This is a genomic window from Bacillus sp. ISL-46, assembly GCF_018613205.1.
The window spans coordinates 33,757-53,187 of record NZ_JAGGQR010000015.1 but is presented as its reverse complement, the minus strand read 5'-3'; the positions used below and the strand labels follow the sequence as shown (position 1 = coordinate 53,187).

General features: G+C 38.4%; 17 protein-coding genes. 15 read left to right on the top strand and 2 right to left on the bottom strand.

All coding sequences use genetic code 11. The annotated features are described in order from the left end of the window. Positions 1-42: 42 nt before the first annotated feature. On the top strand, positions 43-2,370 hold the full coding sequence (locus J7E67_RS09920) for a DNA internalization-related competence protein ComEC/Rec2 (protein ID WP_214731563.1): 2,328 nt from the start codon (positions 43-45) through the stop codon (positions 2,368-2,370). Between the two features lie 75 nt (positions 2,371-2,445). Here the strand turns inward: J7E67_RS09920 and J7E67_RS09915 are convergent, their stop codons facing one another. Further along, a complete protein-coding gene (locus tag J7E67_RS09915) occupies positions 2,446-2,580 on the bottom strand; it encodes a YqzM family protein (RefSeq protein WP_026563518.1) in 135 nt (44 codons plus the stop codon). Between the two features lie 300 nt (positions 2,581-2,880). On the opposite strand from J7E67_RS09915, the gene holA reads away from it, so the two are divergent. Beyond that, the gene (holA, locus tag J7E67_RS09910) at positions 2,881-3,897 is read left to right on the top strand and encodes a DNA polymerase III subunit delta (protein WP_214731562.1); all 1,017 of its coding nucleotides are present in this window, start codon (positions 2,881-2,883) and stop codon (positions 3,895-3,897) included. Positions 3,898-3,939: 42 nt separating this feature from the next. Here the strand turns inward: holA and rpsT are convergent, their stop codons facing one another. Further along, a complete protein-coding gene (gene rpsT / locus J7E67_RS09905; RefSeq protein ID WP_088089041.1) occupies positions 3,940-4,200 on the bottom strand; it encodes a 30S ribosomal protein S20 in 261 nt (86 codons plus the stop codon). A gap of 217 nt (positions 4,201-4,417) precedes the next feature. Between rpsT and gpr the strand changes: the two genes are divergently transcribed. The 13 genes from gpr to deoC all read left to right on the top strand — a co-directional run bounded on the left by gpr (position 4,418) and on the right by deoC (position 19,382). Continuing rightward, entirely contained in the window at positions 4,418-5,542 is a 1,125-nt protein-coding gene (gene gpr / locus J7E67_RS09900) for a GPR endopeptidase (RefSeq protein WP_214731558.1), read from the top strand. Positions 5,543-5,668: 126 nt separating this feature from the next. Next, a complete protein-coding gene (spoIIP, locus tag J7E67_RS09895) occupies positions 5,669-6,871 on the top strand; it encodes a stage II sporulation protein P (protein ID WP_214731555.1) in 1,203 nt (400 codons plus the stop codon). A 19-nt stretch (positions 6,872-6,890) separates the two neighbouring features. Next, on the top strand, positions 6,891-7,217 hold the full coding sequence (locus J7E67_RS09890) for a DUF3679 domain-containing protein (protein WP_214731553.1): 327 nt from the start codon (positions 6,891-6,893) through the stop codon (positions 7,215-7,217). Positions 7,218-7,356: 139 nt separating this feature from the next. Further along, positions 7,357-9,192 carry a translation elongation factor 4 gene (gene lepA / locus J7E67_RS09885; protein WP_214731552.1) on the top strand — a complete coding sequence of 612 codons (1,836 nt, stop codon included), beginning with the start codon at positions 7,357-7,359 and terminating at the stop codon, positions 9,190-9,192. A gap of 81 nt (positions 9,193-9,273) precedes the next feature. After that, positions 9,274-10,407 carry a radical SAM family heme chaperone HemW gene (gene hemW, locus J7E67_RS09880; RefSeq protein WP_214731550.1) on the top strand — a complete coding sequence of 378 codons (1,134 nt, stop codon included), beginning with the start codon at positions 9,274-9,276 and terminating at the stop codon, positions 10,405-10,407. Between the two features lie 134 nt (positions 10,408-10,541). Then, positions 10,542-11,573, top strand: coding sequence for a heat-inducible transcriptional repressor HrcA (hrcA, locus tag J7E67_RS09875; RefSeq protein ID WP_214731941.1), 1,032 nt, complete (start codon positions 10,542-10,544; stop codon positions 11,571-11,573). Between the two features lie 107 nt (positions 11,574-11,680). Beyond that, positions 11,681-12,280: a nucleotide exchange factor GrpE gene (gene grpE, locus J7E67_RS09870; RefSeq protein ID WP_251026682.1), complete on the top strand. Its 600-nt coding sequence runs from the start codon at positions 11,681-11,683 to the stop codon at positions 12,278-12,280. Between the two features lie 30 nt (positions 12,281-12,310). Then, entirely contained in the window at positions 12,311-14,143 is a 1,833-nt protein-coding gene (gene dnaK / locus J7E67_RS09865; protein WP_214731546.1) for a molecular chaperone DnaK, read from the top strand. Between the two features lie 122 nt (positions 14,144-14,265). After that, on the top strand, positions 14,266-15,396 hold the full coding sequence (gene dnaJ, locus J7E67_RS09860; RefSeq protein WP_214731544.1) for a molecular chaperone DnaJ: 1,131 nt from the start codon (positions 14,266-14,268) through the stop codon (positions 15,394-15,396). Between the two features lie 18 nt (positions 15,397-15,414). Next, the gene (prmA, locus tag J7E67_RS09855; RefSeq protein ID WP_168245124.1) at positions 15,415-16,356 is read left to right on the top strand and encodes a 50S ribosomal protein L11 methyltransferase; all 942 of its coding nucleotides are present in this window, start codon (positions 15,415-15,417) and stop codon (positions 16,354-16,356) included. Positions 16,357-16,464: 108 nt separating this feature from the next. Next, positions 16,465-17,214 (top strand): 16S rRNA (uracil(1498)-N(3))-methyltransferase, encoded by a 750-nt coding sequence (locus J7E67_RS09850; RefSeq protein WP_214731542.1) that lies wholly within the window; start codon positions 16,465-16,467, stop codon positions 17,212-17,214. A 5-nt stretch (positions 17,215-17,219) separates the two neighbouring features. After that, positions 17,220-18,587 carry a tRNA (N(6)-L-threonylcarbamoyladenosine(37)-C(2))-methylthiotransferase MtaB gene (gene mtaB / locus J7E67_RS09845; RefSeq protein ID WP_214731540.1) on the top strand — a complete coding sequence of 456 codons (1,368 nt, stop codon included), beginning with the start codon at positions 17,220-17,222 and terminating at the stop codon, positions 18,585-18,587. A gap of 120 nt (positions 18,588-18,707) precedes the next feature. Continuing rightward, positions 18,708-19,382: a deoxyribose-phosphate aldolase gene (gene deoC, locus J7E67_RS09840; protein ID WP_214731538.1), complete on the top strand. Its 675-nt coding sequence runs from the start codon at positions 18,708-18,710 to the stop codon at positions 19,380-19,382. The last annotated feature ends 49 nt before the right edge of the window (positions 19,383-19,431 follow it).

The following is a 19,431-nucleotide window of genomic DNA, read 5'->3' as shown; positions in this document are numbered from 1 at the left end:
CTTCCGTATTTTGTAATGAAAATACCTAAATGGAGAAGTCAAATGAATGGAAAATATATTTATTTTGCAATTGCAGCTTTATTAGGTGTGTTATGTGTTCAATTAATATTTCTTCCTTTTTTCTTATTACAAACCCTGTATCTTTATCTTCTATATAAATACAAACGATTTATGAAATTTCAACTTGGGCTTGTAGCTGTGTGTTTTTTGACCTTCTTGTTTATCGGTCAACACGCAGTCTCAACCAATAAAACAGTCATCCCTCCATCCACTACCACCTTTTATCTTCAATATACCGAGGACCCAAAAATTGATGGTGACTTATTACAAGTGCAAGCTGCTGATGCACGGTACAAGGAAAAACTCCTCATCCGCTACAAAATCCAATCAGAACAAGAAAAAAATCTATTAAAGACGAAAACCTTTTATCATTGTTTATGCAGGGTGTCAGGCACTCTGGAAAAACCGGCGATTGCCAAAAACCCCAATGCTTTTAATTACCGAAAGTATTTATCTAGGAAGAACATTTATTGGATCATCGAGATACAAGAAAACCCATTGCAAACTTGCTCTCCGATGAATCCTTCTCCATTGGAATTGATAAAACAACTTCGATATTCTGGTATTAATTATCTTGAGTCACATTTTCCGATAGAAATCGCTTCACTTTCCGCCGCCTTACTATTTGGTGACAGAAATTTGTTTGACCCGGAAGTTTTAACTGCGTACCAAAAAACCGGTATTGTTCATTTGCTCGCCATTTCTGGACTCCATGTTTCGTTATTAATTGCGATGGTTTTTTATATCGGCATTCGATTCGGATTAACGAGACAGTTTATGATTAATTTTCTTCTCATCATCCTGCCGATTTATGTCATTCTGACAGGCGGTTCACCATCTGTTATTCGCTCAGCGATGATGATTTTCCTCGTGTTACTTACTGTAAAGTTAAGAGCTCGCGTGAGGCTTTTTCCCCTGGATGCTATAAGTTTGGCATTTATTTCCTATTTATTTTTTAACCCAATGGTGATTTTTGATGCTGGCTTTCAACTCTCATTCTCAGTGAGTCTGGTGATCATTTTGTCTGCTCCATATATTTTGCAAGGCTATGAAAAGACGATAACGCGTATGCTTGCGACTTCGTTAGTTGCTCAATTAGCTGCACTCCCGTTCTTACTGTATCATTACTTTGAGGTTTCAATGATAGGTATCATCGCCAATATGGTCTATATTCCTCTTTTTTCATTTGTATACCTCCCAGGATTGTACCTTTTGTTTATCATCCAGTTTATGTTCGGAAAAACTCCGCTTATACTTATTAGTATTTTCAGAACAATCATTAGCCTCTCCAATTATCTTATAGAATATCTTGCTGGTTTTACCTACTTCCGCTTTATCCCTGGAAGACCAAATTGGTTTTTACTCATGATGTATATTTTTATCCTGCTTTTGATTTTTTTTATTTGGGAAACTAAAGCGTATCCGAAAAGGAAGGTCCATCTATTCGTATTGAGTGTTGTGCTGATTTTTTTTCAACAAGGCTGGAACTGGTTAAATCCACATGGTGAAGTGACCATGATTGATGTTGGCCAAGGGGATAGTATTTTGATCCACCTTGCACAAGGTAAAGGAACCTATCTCATTGATACAGGCGGGACAATGAATTTTACAGAAGAAAAGTGGAGGAAACGAGCCAGAGCCTTTGAGGTAGGAAGGGATGTAGTTGTTCCCTTTTTAAAAGGACAAGGTATTACCAAGATTGACAAACTAATCTTAACTCATGGGGATATGGACCATATTGGGGGGACATTCTCGATATTAAAAGAGCTTGAAGTAAAACAAATCCTAATGCCTTCTGTAGTCGAGCCATCAACTACTGAACTTGCCATTTTGGAGGAGGCCAAAAAGAAAAACATTACTGTCATAAAAGTGTCAGAAGGAGACAAGTGGATTAGAGGGGAAAATGAATTTTATATCCTTTCACCTGAAAAGAATTTTGCTGGTGAAAGAAACAGCGGCTCCATTGCCTTTATTGCTCAATTAGGGGGAGTTAGTTGGTTTTTTGGTGGAGATCTTGATCAAGAAGAGGAAGAGAAAATCATAAAAAAATATCCTAATTTAAAGGTTGATGTTTTAAAAGCTGGTCATCATGGGAGTAAAACATCAAGTGCAGAATCTTTTATTAATCAAATTAACCCAAGAATAGCATTAATTTCGGTCGGTGAAAAAAATCGTTTTGGCCACCCACATTCAGAAGTGCTTAACCGATTAAGAAAAACAAATACAGTTATTTTTCGAACAGATCAGCAAGGAGCAATAACCTATAAATTTTATCAAGGAAAAGGAACCATTTCTCCCTATTTACCATAGGATAAAGCATCTCAAGAAAAGTTAAAAAAGACTGCACGAAGGCAGTCTCCAAAATTACCCATATGTAGCCATTCATTATGAACCGATTACTTTAATGACTGTAGCAACAATAAACATTATGGCAAAAAAACCAAAGGAAACCCCAAATCCTACCCCAGAATCAATCGCGTCGTTTCGTTTACTTTGCACATCTTTTTCAAATTCATTCACAGTCTACCCCTCCTATTTCACATATAGTATAAGTCATTCTCAAGAAAAAATCCAGCGTACATCAAAATGCTTTCCTTAACTGACAAGAGTTGTCAAAATAGTGAGACTGATAAAAGGCTACACTAAACTTACACAAGGAACTCCGCCAGACAATAGAATATCCTAGGGCTTCTATTGCAGGCGTTCATTATAGATTGGGAATTAGCACTTATTGATAAGTGCTAATTCCCTTTAAATGCTTGTCAAATTGTCCAAGCTTCTTTACCATATATATGAGTGGGAGAAGGGGAGCGCTGACAAATGGTAGTGGATATTTGGAGAAAAATTAAACAAAAGGAAATTGCTCCTATTTATTTATTATTTGGAACAGAGACATTCTTAATAAATGAAACAAAGCAATTATTACTTAACCATATTTTAAACGAAGAAGAAAAGGATTTTAATTTTGCAAGCTATGATTTAGAGGAAACGCCAATTGAGGTTGCAATCGAAGATGCGGAAACTTTTCCTTTTTTAGGTGAAAGGAAAGTTATCTTTTTACATAATCCTGCTTTTTTAACGGCTGAAAAATCAAAAGAAAAGATTGATCATAATTTTTCTAGGTTCGAAATGTATTTAAAAGAGCCGGCACCCTACTCAGTCTTAGTTATTTCGGCACCATATGAAAAATTGGATGAACGGAAAAAAATAACGAAAGAATTAAAAAGAAATGCTGAAATAGTCGAAGCCAAAAAGTTAAATGAACATGATTTACGGAACTGGGTAAAGAGCAGGGCGAAAAGAAGTGGGATTGAATTCGAACCTGATGCTATTGAACAATTGCTCGCTTTGGTTGGAACAAATATGTTTATGATTACCAGTGAAGTGGACAAATTAGCATTATACGCTGCAGATGAAAAAAAAATTGATGTCAGTTTAGTGGAAAAATTAGTTGCTCGTTCACTTGAGCAAAATATTTTTACGCTCATTGAAAAAGTGGTTCAGCGAAAACTCGATGAAGCCTTAAGAATTTATTATGATTTGTTAAAACAAAATGAAGAGCCGATTAAGATTCTGGCATTGTTGGCAGGACAATTTAGGTTAATTTATCAAGTGAAGGAGCTCTCGAGAAGAGGATATGGACAGCAGCAAATAGCAGGTTTCTTGAAAACACACCCATTCCGAGTCAAACTTGCTCTCGGTCAAGCTCCTAAATTTACAGATGAAGAATTGGCCAATATAATTGACCTCCTTGCTGAGGCGGACTACCAAATGAAAACAGGCGGCATGAATAAATCTTTATTGATTGAGATGTTTCTATTTCATTTGAAGAAATAAAAAAACGATTCCTGTTAAAGGGAATCGTTTTTTTACACTCAATTATAGAGCGTTAGTTTTTTTCATTAGACGGGATTTTTTACGAGCAGCAGCATTTTTGTGGATAAGACCTTTTGCAGCAGCCTTGTCTAATTTACTAGCAGCAGTTGCAAATACTTCTTTAGCAGCAGCACCGTCGTTAGTAGAAATAGCAGCTTCTACTTTCTTAACAGCAGTACGCATTGCAGATTTCGCAGTTGTATTTTGAGCATTACGAGCTTCGCTTGTTTTTACACGCTTAATAGCAGATTTAATATTAGGCATTACTTTCACCTCCTACAAAGAATCGAGACACTATATGAACTCGACTTAACATTCATAAAAAATAATTCAGAACATGAAATATTTTATCAAATGGAAGCCTATATTGCAATACTTGTTTCTACGAAGAAGAATATCATTTGCATGATTTATGCCGGAAAGGGCAAAAATAGGGAATAGTTTCTAGATTTTAGGAAAATTTTGATGGGAGTGAATAATAATGGGTGAGTCGATTGACTTAAGTCAGTACTCCGTTCGAACGGATTTGGCAATTGAAGCAAGGGAAATGGTCCTTACACAGCAGAAAGGAACTGTCGGGCAAGAGAAAGATCTTTCACAAATTGAAGGCGTGATTATTAAGGAAAAAGATGTTGATGACATAAAGATTTCATTAGTTGAAGTGACCAAACAAGGTGAACAACAGCTTGGCAAAAAGGCTGGTAGATATTTAACGGTGGAAGTACAAGGGATTCGCCAGCAAAATACAGAGGTACAGCAAAAGGTGGAAGAAATTTTCGCTAGAGAGTTTGCTTACTTTTTGGAGGGAACTGGGATTAAAAAAACGGACTCATGTCTTGTTGTTGGGCTCGGAAATTGGAATGTAACCCCAGACGCACTTGGACCCATGGTATGTGAAAACTTGTTGGTTACACGTCATCTTTTTCAGCTTCAGCCGGAAAATGTCGAAGAAGGCTATCGATCCGTAAGTGCACTATCACCTGGTGTTATGGGTTTAACCGGGATTGAGACAAGTGATATCATATTTGGAGTTGTTGAAAAAACAAAACCTGATTTTGTGATTGCCATTGATGCACTAGCATCACGATCGATTGAAAGAGTGAATTCGACGATCCAAATCTCTGATACAGGCATTCATCCTGGTTCCGGTGTCGGTAATAAAAGAAAAGAACTGAGTAAGGAAACCTTGGGTATTCCTGTCATTGCGATTGGAGTTCCGACCGTTGTCGATGCCGTCTCCATTACAAGTGATACGATTGATTTTATTCTCAAGCATTTTGGGAAAGAACTTCGTGAAGGAAATCGGCCTTCGAGGGCACTTGCACCAGCAGGAATGAGTTTCGGAGAAAAGCGAAAATTGACCGAAGAGGATTTACCTGAGGAAAAGCACCGTAAGACGTTTCTTGGGATGATTGGTACACTAGAGGATGATGAAAAAAGAAAATTGATTTATGAGGTGTTATCGCCGATTGGTCATAATTTAATGGTCACTCCAAAGGAAGTAGACGTTTTTATTGAAGATATGGCTAATTTGATTGCGAACGGATTGAATTCCTCGCTTCATAGTGCAGTTGACCAAGAGAATGCTGGGTATTATACAAAATAGAAGAATTTTTAGAGGTACTTTCGAAATCTATGTTTTACAGGAAGTGCCTCGAAAATATAACTAGTGGTTCTATCGATTCTAGTATCTTCATAACATTTACTAGAATCCGATTTGCGAGGTGGAACCATGAAAGCTAGAAATTCAGGAACGTTTGTTATGGTACAAGGATCAAGTTTACTAAAAGCCGCTGGATTACTGTTAATATTTATGATATTGATTTTCTCTATTAGTGGATTATTAACCTCGTTAAAGCCACAATATCGGCCTATGTCATCTTCAGTAAATCAGGCTGCAACAAATGTGAATGGAGAATTGCTTTATCAATTAATGGGCTGGGAAAACCATCATTTTTTATCAGTTGGACAAGACTGGACAGCAACTCCTAAATTAACCAACTTAGTATTTAAGCTATCAAGCAATATAAATTTAAATGATCCCCGAAGCCTGCTTGGCAGAGAGCTTCCTGGATTCTTTCAATTTGATGGGAAAATTCTTGTGGCTGGAGAGGGTACTAATTACACCAATATGCCAATTGAATCTGCACCTCCTATCGAAATTATGAAAGCAGAGAGGGAGGCTGCTTTGCAAAATTTAGAAGGTATCGAGAAGCCATCGGGTGAAAAGCCCCCTTCAACACCGGGACAAACAACAGGGAATCACAAGGTTGTATATGTTTATTTTACACATACGCGGGAATCTTATTTACCCTATCTCAAAGGTGTGACAGATCCTGATAAAGCTTACCATTCACAAATTAACGTCACCAAAATTGGCGATCAATTAAAAACGAGCTTAGAGGATCGAGGAATCGGTACTTTTATTGATAAAACTGATATACAGGCGAACTTAAATAAAAAAGGTTTAGGTTACCCAAAATCGTACCAGGAATCTCGCCCGGTTGTTCAAGCAGCCATGGCATCAAACCGTGATTTAGATTATTTTATTGATATTCATAGAGATTCACGCCGCAAGAACCAAACAACAGTTAGCATTAATGGAAAGTCCTTTGCAAAGCTTGCGTTTGTAATCGGTGGCAAAAACCCAAATTATGAAAAGAATGCAAAACTAGCAACTGAACTCCACAATCAACTGCAAAAAAAATATAAGGGTTTAAGCAGGGGAGTAATCATTAAAAATGAAGCTGGGTCTAATAGTATCTACAACCAAAACCTTTCCAATAATGCAATCTTAATTGAATTTGGTGGTGTTGATAATACATTTGAAGAATTAAATCGGTCGGCTGACGCGCTTGCTGATGTATTTAGTGAATTTTACTGGCAGGCTGAAAAAGTTAACCAGAATGTTGAGCAATCAACCAATAAACAATAGATGTAAGGGAGCATTTTTTATGAAGATGTTCATGTTAAAAAGCTTATGCTTAAGCACTCTCATGTTAATCTCTGTTTTAGTAGGAATGCAATTAGCTAATGATGGTATTCATAAAATGAAAGGCTATGATGATCCCAATTTTCAAAATGCTGTCAGTTTAAATGAAACGGGCAGTGACCTAAGGGCTACCTTTCTGGGGAATGATATCTCAAGCCATGATCTTGAGGCAAAGAAGAAGAAACTCGAAGAAATAAGTGCTTATAATTTTTTCTCTTCGATGGGAAAGAAGATGTCTGAAGGGATATCAGGTGCCTCCGAAAAAATAGTTGATCTCATAGCTGATTAAAACGTGTAAGTGGCACCTTTTGGGTGCCGCTATTTTATTTCAGGAAATAATCTTATTAGAGTTTCCATTGAATCTTGTTAATCCTATTGATATAATTCAAAATAGTGTATATGTGCGAGTATAGTAGGAGTGAAATACCGTGAACAATAATGAAAGACTTAAACGACAATCAAAAATTAGAAATTTCTCGATAATTGCCCATATCGATCATGGGAAATCAACATTGGCTGACCGTATTTTGGAAAAAACCAATGCCTTAACCTCTCGGGAAATGAAAGACCAGCTATTAGATTCCATGGACCTTGAAAGAGAACGCGGGATTACCATTAAGTTAAATGCCGTCCAGTTAAAATACAAAGCAAAAGATGGAGAAGAATATATTTTCCATTTAATTGATACACCGGGACATGTCGATTTTACGTATGAGGTATCAAGGAGCCTTGCAGCCTGTGAAGGGGCTGTTTTAGTCGTTGACGCTGCACAAGGAATTGAAGCACAGACACTAGCGAACGTTTACCTTGCCCTTGATAACGACCTTGAAATATTACCAGTCATCAATAAAATCGACTTACCTAGTGCGGACCCCGAACGAGTCCGCGGTGAAATTGAGGAAGTCATCGGCTTGGATGCTTCAGAAGCTGTGTTAGCTTCAGCTAAAGCAGGTATCGGGATCGAAGAAATCCTTGAACAGGTTGTGCAAAAAGTTCCGGCACCAACCGGAGATCCGGAAGCACCATTAAAAGCGCTGATTTTCGATTCCCTCTATGATGCCTATCGTGGTGTTGTTGCCTACATCCGTGTTGTCGAAGGAACTGTTAAAGTTGGCGACAAAGTAAGAATGATGGCTACTGGGAAAGAATTTGAAGTGAATGAGGTAGGTGTATTTACACCAAAAGCGACGTTGCTTGATGAGTTAACCGTCGGAGATGTTGGCTTTTTATCTGCATCGATTAAAAATGTCGGTGACACTCGCGTCGGTGATACGATTACAAATGCGAAAAATGGGGCAACAGAAGCCCTTCCTGGTTACCGCAAACTCAACCCAATGGTTTATTGCGGGTTATATCCAATTGATACAGCGAAATTTAATGACCTGCGTGAAGCGCTTGAAAAGCTGCAGTTGAATGATTCATCACTTCAATTTGAACCTGAAACATCGCAAGCACTTGGATTCGGTTTCCGTTGTGGATTTTTAGGACTTCTTCATATGGAAATCATTCAAGAACGGATTGAACGTGAATTCAAAATCGACTTAATTACGACTGCACCAAGTGTTATCTATCACGTTCACATGACAGATGGTTCTGAAATAAAGGTGGATAATCCATCGGATTTACCAGATCCGCAAAAAATAGACCGTGTGGAAGAGCCATATGTAAAAGCAACAATGATGGCTCCGAATGATTATGTAGGAACTATTATGGAGCTGTGCCAACTTAAACGCGGGATTTTTGTTACGATGGAATACCTGGCTGAAAATAGGGTGAGTATCATCTATGAGATGCCATTAGCGGAAATTGTTTACGATTTCTTTGATCAATTAAAATCAAGCACAAGAGGATATGCATCCTTTGATTACGAACTAATTGGTTATAAGCCTTCGAGTCTGGTTAAAATGGACATATTGTTAAATGCTGAAAAGGTCGATGCACTCAGCTTTATTGTCCATAAAGATTTTGCGTATGAACGCGGAAAAATCATCGTCGAAAAGCTGAAAGAACTTATTCCACGACAACAGTTTGAGGTTCCTATTCAGGCTGCAATTGGTCAAAAAATTGTTGCTCGTTCCACAATTAAAGCCATGCGTAAAAACGTATTAGCAAAATGTTATGGTGGAGATATCTCTCGTAAACGTAAATTGTTAGAAAAGCAAAAAGAAGGTAAGAAGCGGATGAAACAGGTTGGATCCGTTGAAGTACCACAAGAAGCATTCATGGCTGTCTTGAAAATGGATGATAACAATACAAAAAAATAAACTAGCGGGAGGTTAGGACAAGCCATTTTTTCGGGCGAATTCTAGCCTCTTTTTGTTACAAGAACAGAGGAAGTGAAAGAAATGATTAAATCTGCTTATCTCCATATCCCCTTTTGCGAACATATTTGCCATTATTGTGATTTTAATAAAGTATTTCTTAAGGGACAGCCGGTAGATGACTATTTAAATACACTTGATCAAGAAATGAAAATGACGGTTAACCATTTTCCCACAGGTGATCTGCAAACGATATTTGTCGGTGGAGGTACCCCGACATCGTTAAATGCGCAGCAACTGGATCGTTTTTGCGAGAGTATTAACAGGAATTTACCCAAGAGCAAGCAGTTGGAATTTACCTTTGAAGCGAACCCAGGTGATTTAACAAAGGAAAAATTACAAATATTAAAAGATGCAGGTGTAAATCGTCTTAGCCTTGGTGTGCAAACCTTTAATGAGGAATTACTAAAAAAAATCGGTCGCGTTCATAAAGCGAAAGATGTTTATCAAACAATTGATAACGCGAAATCTATAGGCTTTGAAAATATCAGCATCGATCTGATCTTCAGTTTACCGTCACAAACGATAAATGATTTTAAAGAGTCGTTAACAGAAGCTTATTCCCTTGATATCTCACATTACTCAGCCTATTCCTTAATCATTGAACCGAAAACGGTCTTTTATAACTTACTGAAAAAAGGAAAGCTGCCAACTCCTGGTGAGGATGTGGAAGCAGCCATGTATGAATTACTAATGGAAGAAATGGAAAAGCATGGCTTTAACCAATATGAAATTAGTAATTTCTCCAAACCTGGTTTTGAAAGCAGGCATAACTTAACCTATTGGAATAACGAATCCTATTATGGGTTTGGAGCGGGGGCACATAGTTATTTAAATGGGATAAGACGTTCAAATACAGGTCCGTTAAAAAGATATATGGACCAAATTAATAATGGTATACTCCCTGTTATTGAGGAACATCAGACCACAAAAGTAGAACAAATGGAAGAAGAAATGTTCTTAGGTTTACGCAAAACAGCCGGGGTATCGGTCCGTCACTTTATTGAAAAGTTTGCTGTTGATCCACTTCAGTTATTCGAAAAAGAGATTGCGGAATTAACTGCTAAACAGTGGTTAGAAGTGGGGAAAGATCATATATTTTTAACAAAAAAGGGCCGGTTGTTAGGAAATGAAGTTTTTCAGGCATTTTTAAGATAACCATTGGATTTTATTAACAGTCTTACTTCAGCTCGTCTATGTTTCTTTTTGATTGACACCATCCCCCCTTTTTTGATAATTTATTAATATAATTAGCACTCGGTAACTAGGAGTGCTAACAGAGGTGATGAATGTTGTTAACAGATCGTCAATTGTTAATTCTTCAGGTTATTGTTGATGACTTTATTCGATCTGCCCAACCTGTCGGCTCAAGAAGCTTGTCGAAAAAAGAGGAAATCTCTTTTAGTTCGGCAACTATTCGCAATGAAATGTCCGACCTTGAAGAGTTGGGATATATTGAAAAGACACATACCTCTTCAGGGCGTGTCCCATCGGAAAAAGGTTATCGGTATTATGTTGATCATCTCCTGTCTCCACAGGTGTTAAATCAGCATGATGTATCCATTATTCAGTCGATTTTTGCTGAGAAACTTTTCGAGTTCGAAAAAATTATTCAGAGATCAGCAAAAATATTATCGGAACTAACCAATTACACATCGATTGTCCTTGGTCCTGCAGTAAGTATTAATAAGTTGAAAAGAATTCAAATCATCCCATTAAATAAAGAAACCGCGGTGGCTATTTTTGTAACAGATACGGGCCATGTTGAAAACAGGACCTTTTCTTTACCGCCCTCCGTGGATGCAAGTGATTTAGAAAAAACAGTAAATATCTTGAATGATCGTTTAGCGGGAGTTCCTCTTGAAGACTTAAATGATAAAATTTATAAGGAAGTTGCCATGCTCTTAAGGCAGCATATCCATAATTATGATCTAATGCTGCATACGATCGCTGATTCATTAAAAATGCCTAGCAATGAAAAACTTTTCTTTGGTGGAAAAACAAATATGTTAAGCCAGCCAGAGTTTCATGATGTAGCAAAACTCCGCAGCCTTCTAACAATGATTGACCAAGAAGAGTGGATCTATAACTTAATCAGAAATGATTCAGCGGGTATTCACGTCAAAATTGGCAGAGAAAATAATAATAGTGTCATGGATAATTGCAGCCTAATAACAGCTACCTATTCAGCAGGGGCTGAAAATTTAGGAACGATTGCCATCCTTGGTCCTACAAGAATGGAATATTCTCGAGTCATTAGCTTATTACAATTTTTTAGTAAGGATTTAACGGCTGTTTTAACAAAGTTGTATCAAAATAAATAGCACTGGAAATATTGAGTAAGGGTGAAAAATCGTTTATTTCATCCCCTTTCTTGTGAATATGAATTTTAATATAAATGGGTGCAAATGCTTTAAGGGAGGTGAGTAAGTTGACAAATGAGAATAGTAACACGATAAATGAAGAAGTTGAGATTGAAAATACTGATAATGTTGAACTTACCGATGAAAAAACGGTTGAGACTGTTTTTGAAGAGGATGGTACAACAGAAAAAGTGGATGTCCTTCAAGTTGATGAAAAGGAACAAGAAATTCAATTGCTGAAGGCAAAATTAGAGGAATCAGATAATCGATATCTACGACTTCAAGCAGATTTTGATAATTTCCGGAGGCGTACTAGATTAGATCTAGAAGCGAGCCAAAAATATAGAGCACAAAAATTAATTACAGATTTACTGCCTGCAATAGACAACTTTGAAAGAGCAATGAAAGTTGAAGCAGATAATGAACAAACAAAGACACTTCTGCAAGGGATGGACATGGTTTACCGTAGTTTGCTGGATGCCTTGAAAATTGAAGGTGTTGAACCTATTGAATCGGTAGGCAAAGAGTTTGATCCGCATCAGCATCAGGCTGTAATGCAGGGTGAGGACGAGAACTATGGCTCTAACATTGTGACGGATGAATTTCAAAAAGGTTATATGTTAAAGGATCGTGTCATTCGCCCAGCAATGGTGAAAGTAAATCAATAAAACTACATATTTTTTTAGGAGGAAAAGGAAATGAGTAAAATTATCGGTATTGACCTTGGTACAACCAACTCTTGTGTTGCTGTCCTTGAAGGTGGCGAACCTAAGGTTATTCCAAATCCAGAAGGCAATCGTACGGCTCCTTCAGTTATTGCTTTTAAAAATGGGGAACGCCAAGTTGGGGAAGTAGCAAAACGCCAAGCAATTACAAACCCAAATACAATTATGTCGATTAAACGCCATATGGGCACAAATTATAAAGTGGAGATTGAAGGCAAAGAGTACACACCACAAGAACTGTCTGCCATTATTCTTCAATATTTAAAATCTTATGCAGAAGATTATCTAGGCGAACCAGTTACCAAGGCTGTTATTACAGTTCCTGCGTACTTTAATGATGCAGAACGCCAAGCTACAAAGGATGCTGGGAAAATTGCTGGTCTTGAAGTAGAGCGTATTATCAACGAGCCAACTGCTGCTGCTCTTGCATACGGATTAGACAAAACGGATCAAGATCAAACAATCCTTGTTTATGACCTTGGCGGTGGAACATTTGACGTTTCAATCCTTGAATTAGGCGACGGTGTATTCCAAGTTAAATCAACTGCTGGTGATAACCGCCTTGGAGGGGACGACTTTGACCAAGTCGTTATTGATTACCTCGTTGATCAATTCAAGAAAGAAAATGGGATTGACCTATCTCAAGATAAAATGGCGTTACAGCGCCTAAAAGATGCAGCTGAAAAGGCGAAAAAGGATTTATCTGGTGTGACTTCTACTCAAATTTCACTACCGTTTATCACTGCTGGCCCAGCTGGCCCGCTTCACCTAGAAGTAACGATGACTAGAGCAAAATTTGACGAATTATCTGCGCATCTTGTAGAGCGGACAATGGGTCCAACACGTCAAGCATTAAGCGATGCTGGTTTAACTCCTTCAGAAATTGATAAAGTGATCCTGGTTGGTGGTTCAACACGTATTCCAGCTGTTCAAGAAGCAATTAAACAAGCAACTGGACAAGAGCCTCATCGTGGTGTTAACCCAGATGAAGTTGTAGCAATGGGTGCTGCTATTCAAGGCGGTGTAATTACTGGTGATGTAAAAGACGTTGTATTGCTTGACGTTACACCATTATCCCTTGGTATTGAAACAATGGGCGGCGTTTTTACGAAGTTAATTGATCGTAATACAACAATCCCTACATCTAAATCGCAGGTTTTCTCAACTGCTGCTGATAACCAAACAGCTGTTGACATCCATGTTCTACAAGGGGAACGTCCAATGGCGGCCAATAACAAGACTCTAGGACGATTCCAATTATCAGATATTCCACCAGCACCACGTGGAATTCCACAAATTGAAGTAAACTTTGATATTGATAAGAATGGTATTGTAAATGTTCGTGCGAAAGATCTTGGTACAAATAAAGAACAACAAATTACCATCAAGTCTTCAACAGGACTGTCAGACGAAGAAATCCAAAAAATGGTCCGTGAAGCAGAAGAAAACGCAGATGCAGATAAGCTTCGCAAAGAAGAAGTGGAACTTCGTAATGAAGCAGACCAACTTGTCTTTACAACAGAAAAAACCTTAAAAGACCTTGAAGGTAAGGTAGATGCAGGTGAAGTTGCGAAAGCAAATGAAGCGAAGGATGCATTAAAAGAAGCGATTGAGAAAAACGATCTTACTGAAATCCGTGCGAAAAAGGATGCATTACAAGAAATCGTTCAAGCTTTGACAGTTAAGCTTTATGAGCAAGCAGCTGCTGCGCAGCAAGCACAACAGGGTGGCCCTGAGGCTGGAAATACTGCCGGTAAAGATGATGTTGTCGATGCAGAATTTGAAGAAGTAAAAGAGGACAAATAAGAGTTTTTTACAGCTCAGAAAAAAGTCAAAGTCAGAACTATGGGCTTTGGCTTTTTTATTGCAATACCATTGGTAAAAATGATAGAATAATCTTTATGTGACAGATTCGGGAGTGGGTAATCATGAGTAAACGGGATTACTATGAAGTACTTGGGATTAGTAAAAGTGCTTCAAAGGATGAAATAAAAAAGGCCTATCGAAAGCTTTCAAAAAAATATCATCCAGATATTAATAAAGAAGCAGATGCGGCGGATAAATTCAAGGAAATAACTGAAGCTTATGAAATATTAAGCGATGATCAGAAAAAGGCACATTATGATCAGTTTGGTCATACGGATCCAAACCAAGGCTTTGGCGGCGGTGGAGATTTCGGCGGAGGCTTTGGCGGGTTTGAAGATATCTTTAATACCTTTTTTGGCGGCGGTGGAGGCGGAAGAAGACGTGATCCGAACGCACCAAGACAAGGTGCTGACCTTCAGTATACGATGACCGTAACTTTTGAAGAAGCGGCCTTTGGAAAAGAAACAGATATTGAAATTCCACGTGAAGAAACCTGTGGTACATGCAGTGGATCTGGGGCAAAGCCTGGAACCAAACCAGAAACTTGCCAGCACTGTCATGGAACCGGGCAGTTAAACGTGGAGCAAAACACTCCATTTGGCAGAATTGTAAATCGTCGTACATGTAATCACTGTAATGGTACCGGGAAAGAAATTAAACATAAGTGCTCAACATGCGGTGGTAAAGGAAAAGTACAAAAGCGCAAGAAAATTCATGTTAAAATCCCTGCAGGTATTGATGATGGACAGCAGCTTCGCATGTCAGGGCAAGGAGAAGCAGGGATTAACGGTGGGCCAGCTGGAGATCTTTATGTTGTTTTCCATGTGAGACAGCATGAGTTTTTTGAAAGAGATGGCGATGATATATATTGTGAAATGCCGATCACTTTTGTTCAAGCATCCTTGGGTGATGAGATTGAAGTACCTACATTGCACGGGAAAGTAAAGTTGAAAATTCCTGCTGGGACGCAAACGGGGAAAAAATTCCGATTAAAAGGAAAAGGTGTTCCTAACGTCCGCGGATACGGTGTTGGAGATCAATATATTCTAGTTCGAATCATTACTCCAACAAAACTAACAGATAAACAAAAGCAACTTTTAAAAGAATTCGCAGAGCTTAGTGGCTCTTCTCCCATTGGTGAACACGAAGAAAGTTTTTTCTCAAAAGTAAAACGAGCCTTTAAAAGCGAGTAAGGATTGGAGTTGGTAGATGTGAAATGGTCCGAAATCAGTATTCACACAACAAATGAGGCGATTGAACCTATTTCTCATATTTTGCATGAAGCTGGGGCGAGCGGTGTAGTCATTGAAGATCCATTTGAACTGACGAAAGAAAGAGAAGATCAATTTGGTGAAATCTATCAACTCAATCCCGATGATTATCCAGAAGAAGGCGTAATATTAAAGGCTTATCTTCCGGTTAACAGCTTTTTAGGCGAAACGGTGGATGCAATTAAAGAATCAATTAATAATTTAATTATTCACAATATCGATATCGGTAAAAATAAAGTAACCATAAGTGAAGTAAATGAAGAAGAATGGGCAACAGCATGGAAAAAATATTATCATCCTGTGAAAATTTCTGAAAAGTTTACAATTGTTCCGACTTGGGAGATTTATACCCCGGTCAGCAGTGATGAATTAATTATTGAATTAGATCCAGGAATGGCATTTGGAACAGGTACACATCCGACAACTGTCTTGTGTATTCAAGCACTTGAAAGAACGGTTCGTCCTGGTGACCGGGTTATTGATGTGGGAACAGGTTCGGGCGTATTAAGTATTGCAGCAGCAATGCTTGGTGCAGAAGATGTCCGTGCCTTTGACCTTGATGAGGTAGCAGTAACAACTGCGAGAGTGAACATTAAACTCAATAAAGTGAGTGATCGTGCAACAACAGCACAAAATAATCTGCTCGATGGCGTTGAAGAAAATTCTGCTGATGTAGTGGTTGCTAATATACTAGCTGAAGTAATTCTCCGGTTTACTGAGGATGCTGCCAAGGTTGTCAAACCTGGCGGATCTTTTATTACCTCGGGAATTATCAATCAGAAAAAAGATCAGGTTAAAGATTCATTAGTAGCGGCTGGTTTTGAAATTATCGAAACGATTTTGATGGAAGATTGGGTTGCAATCATTGCCAAAAGGTTATAATGGTTGAAAAAAGGGGTGATACTTACCCCTTTTTTTCATGCTATACTTTTAAATCAAGATTTTCTTTAGTAAAATAAATTGTAAATGTTTAGAGAGGGTGCAGGAAGTGTGCAACGATACTTTGTTAAACAACGAGCAAATGGTGATCGTTTTTTGATTGATGAAGAGGACCGCCATCATATCGTCAAGGTTATGCGCATGCAACTCGGTGATCAGATTATTTGTGTTGACCCAGAGGGGAAGCAAGCTGTATGTGCCCTTGCAGAAATTACCGATACAAGTGTTGTTGCGGACGTTGTACAATGGAAGGATGAGGTCTCAGAGCTTCCGATTTCAATAACGATTGCTAGCGGACTACCCAAGGGAGACAAGCTGGAATGGATCATTCAAAAAGGAACAGAACTGGGTGCACATCAGTTTCTCCCATTCTCAGCGGCTCGTTCAGTTGTAAAATGGGACGAAAAAAAAGCAGCGAAAAAAATAGATAGATGGCAAAAAATAGCAAAAGAAGCTGCTGAGCAATCCCACCGTGCCTTTTTACCGGAAGTTAGTAGTGCGATTAGCTTTAAAGAATTGCTTTCAAAAAGCAAAGATTTTGATTATAAATTGGTTGCTTTTGAAGAAGAGAGTAGAAGTGGCGAAACATCCGTTTTTGCGTCGACCCTCAATAAAATGAGTAAAGGTGATTCTCTTCTTTTGGTTTTTGGACCAGAAGGCGGTTTATCTGATGCAGAAGTACAGCAATTAAAGAATAACGATTTTGCAGTTTGTGGGTTAGGCCCAAGAATACTACGAACGGAAACCGCTCCATTATATGTATTAGCGGCTATTTCCTATCATTTTGAATTAATGAGGTGAAAATAATGGCAACAGTTGCGTTTCATACATTAGGATGCAAAGTTAATCACTATGAAACTGAAGCTATTTGGCAATTATTTAAACAAGAAGGCTACGAACGAGTTGATTTTGAATCAATTTCGGACGTTTATATTATTAATACATGTACCGTCACAAATACCGGCGACAAAAAAAGCCGACAGGTCATTCGTCGCGCAGTCAGAAAAAACCCGGATGCGGTAATTTGTGTAACAGGTTGTTATGCGCAAACATCACCTGCAGAAATTATGGCTATTCCTGGTGTGGATGTTGTGGTCGGAACACAGGACCGTATTAAAATGCTGGAATATATTGAGCAATATAAGCTTGAACGCCAGCCGATTAATGGTGTAGGCAATATCATGAAAAGTCGTATCTATGAAGAACTTGATGTCCCGTCCTTTACCGACCGGACACGTGCCTCTTTAAAAATCCAAGAAGGTTGTAACAATTTCTGTACCTTCTGTATTATTCCCTGGGCACGCGGCTTAATGAGATCTCGTGATCCCAAGGAAGTTATCCGTCAAGCCCAACAATTAGTTGATGCTGGTTACCAAGAGATTGTTCTGACTGGTATTCACACTGGCGGTTATGGAGAAGACATGAAGGATTACAATCTGGCACAATTACTTCGTGACTTGGAAACAGTCATAGGGCTAAAACGATTACGTATTTCATCCATTGAAGCAAGTCAGATTACGGATGAAGTAATTGAAGTAATTAAACATTCAACTATTGTTGTCAGTCATTTGCATATTCCGTTACAATCTGGTTCCAATTCTGTTCTAAAAAGAATGCGACGCAAATATACGATGGAGTTCTTTGGAGAAAGATTGGATCGGCTTAAGGAAGTTCTTCCGAGATTAGCAGTAACTTCCGATGTAATTGTAGGTTTCCCAGGTGAAACAGAAGAAGAGTTTATGGAAACTTTTAATTTTATTAATGACCATAAATTTTCTGAACTTCACGTATTCCCCTACTCTAAACGTACAGGAACACCAGCAGCCCGCATGGAAGATCAAGTCGATGAAGAAGTAAAAAATGAACGAGTTCACCGCTTAATTTCCCTTTCAGATCAGCTGGCAAAGGAATATGCCTCACAATTTGAGGATGAAGTGGTAGAAGTGATCCCTGAAGAGGTATCTAAGGATGAAGCTAATTTGGGTTACCTAATCGGATATACTGATAATTACATGAAAGTTGTTTTCTCAGGGACAGAAGATTTGATTGGTAAAATTGTTAAAGTAAAGATTACCAAAGCAGGCTACCCATACAACCGGGGACAATTTGTGAAAGTTATTGAGGATTCCGTATCAAAAACAGATTTGTTAATAGAAGAAGAAGCTGCCATATAAGGACCATTTAGGTCCTTTTTTTTGTGGTATTTAGGTTAAACTATGTTCAGCCGTAAATTTCATTCTAATCTACTGTGAAGCGTTTTATTAATTCGAATGGACATCGAAGGGAGCATGGTAATGGCTGCTACAAATATTGCTGCAATGATTGACCACACCCTACTGAAGCCTGAAGCAACAAGACAGCAAATTGAATCTTTATGCCAAGAGGCGAAGGAATATAAATTTGCTTCGGTGTGTGTAAATCCTACATGGGTAGGCACAGCTAAAGAACTGCTACAAGGCAGTGGTGTGATGGTTTGTACCGTAATTGGATTCCCGTTAGGAGCGACTACTTCTGAAACTAAAGCGTTTGAAACAAAAAACGCTATAGAAAATGGTGCGGAAGAAGTGGATATGGTCATAAATATAGGGGCATTAAAGGATCATAACGATGAGTTGGTGGAAAAAGATATTCGGGCGGTGGTTGAGGCTGCAAAGGGCAAAGCACATACAAAGGTTATTATAGAAACAAGTCTGTTAACAAATGAAGAAAAGATTCACGCCTGTGAACTTGCTGTTAAAGCAGGTGCAGATTTTGTGAAAACTTCCACAGGATTTTCAACTGGAGGAGCGACAGCGGAAGACATCGCTTTAATGAGGAAAACTGTCGGTCCAGATTTGGGTGTTAAAGCCTCAGGTGGAGTTAGAAGTACAGAGGATGTCCAAAAAATGATAGAGGCTGGAGCGACAAGGATCGGGGCCAGTTCAAGTATCGCCATTGTCAACGGAAAAACTGCTACTTCAGATTATTAAGATGATATAAATTCCAATTATATCCAGTTAATGTCGTAAGTTTTACAAA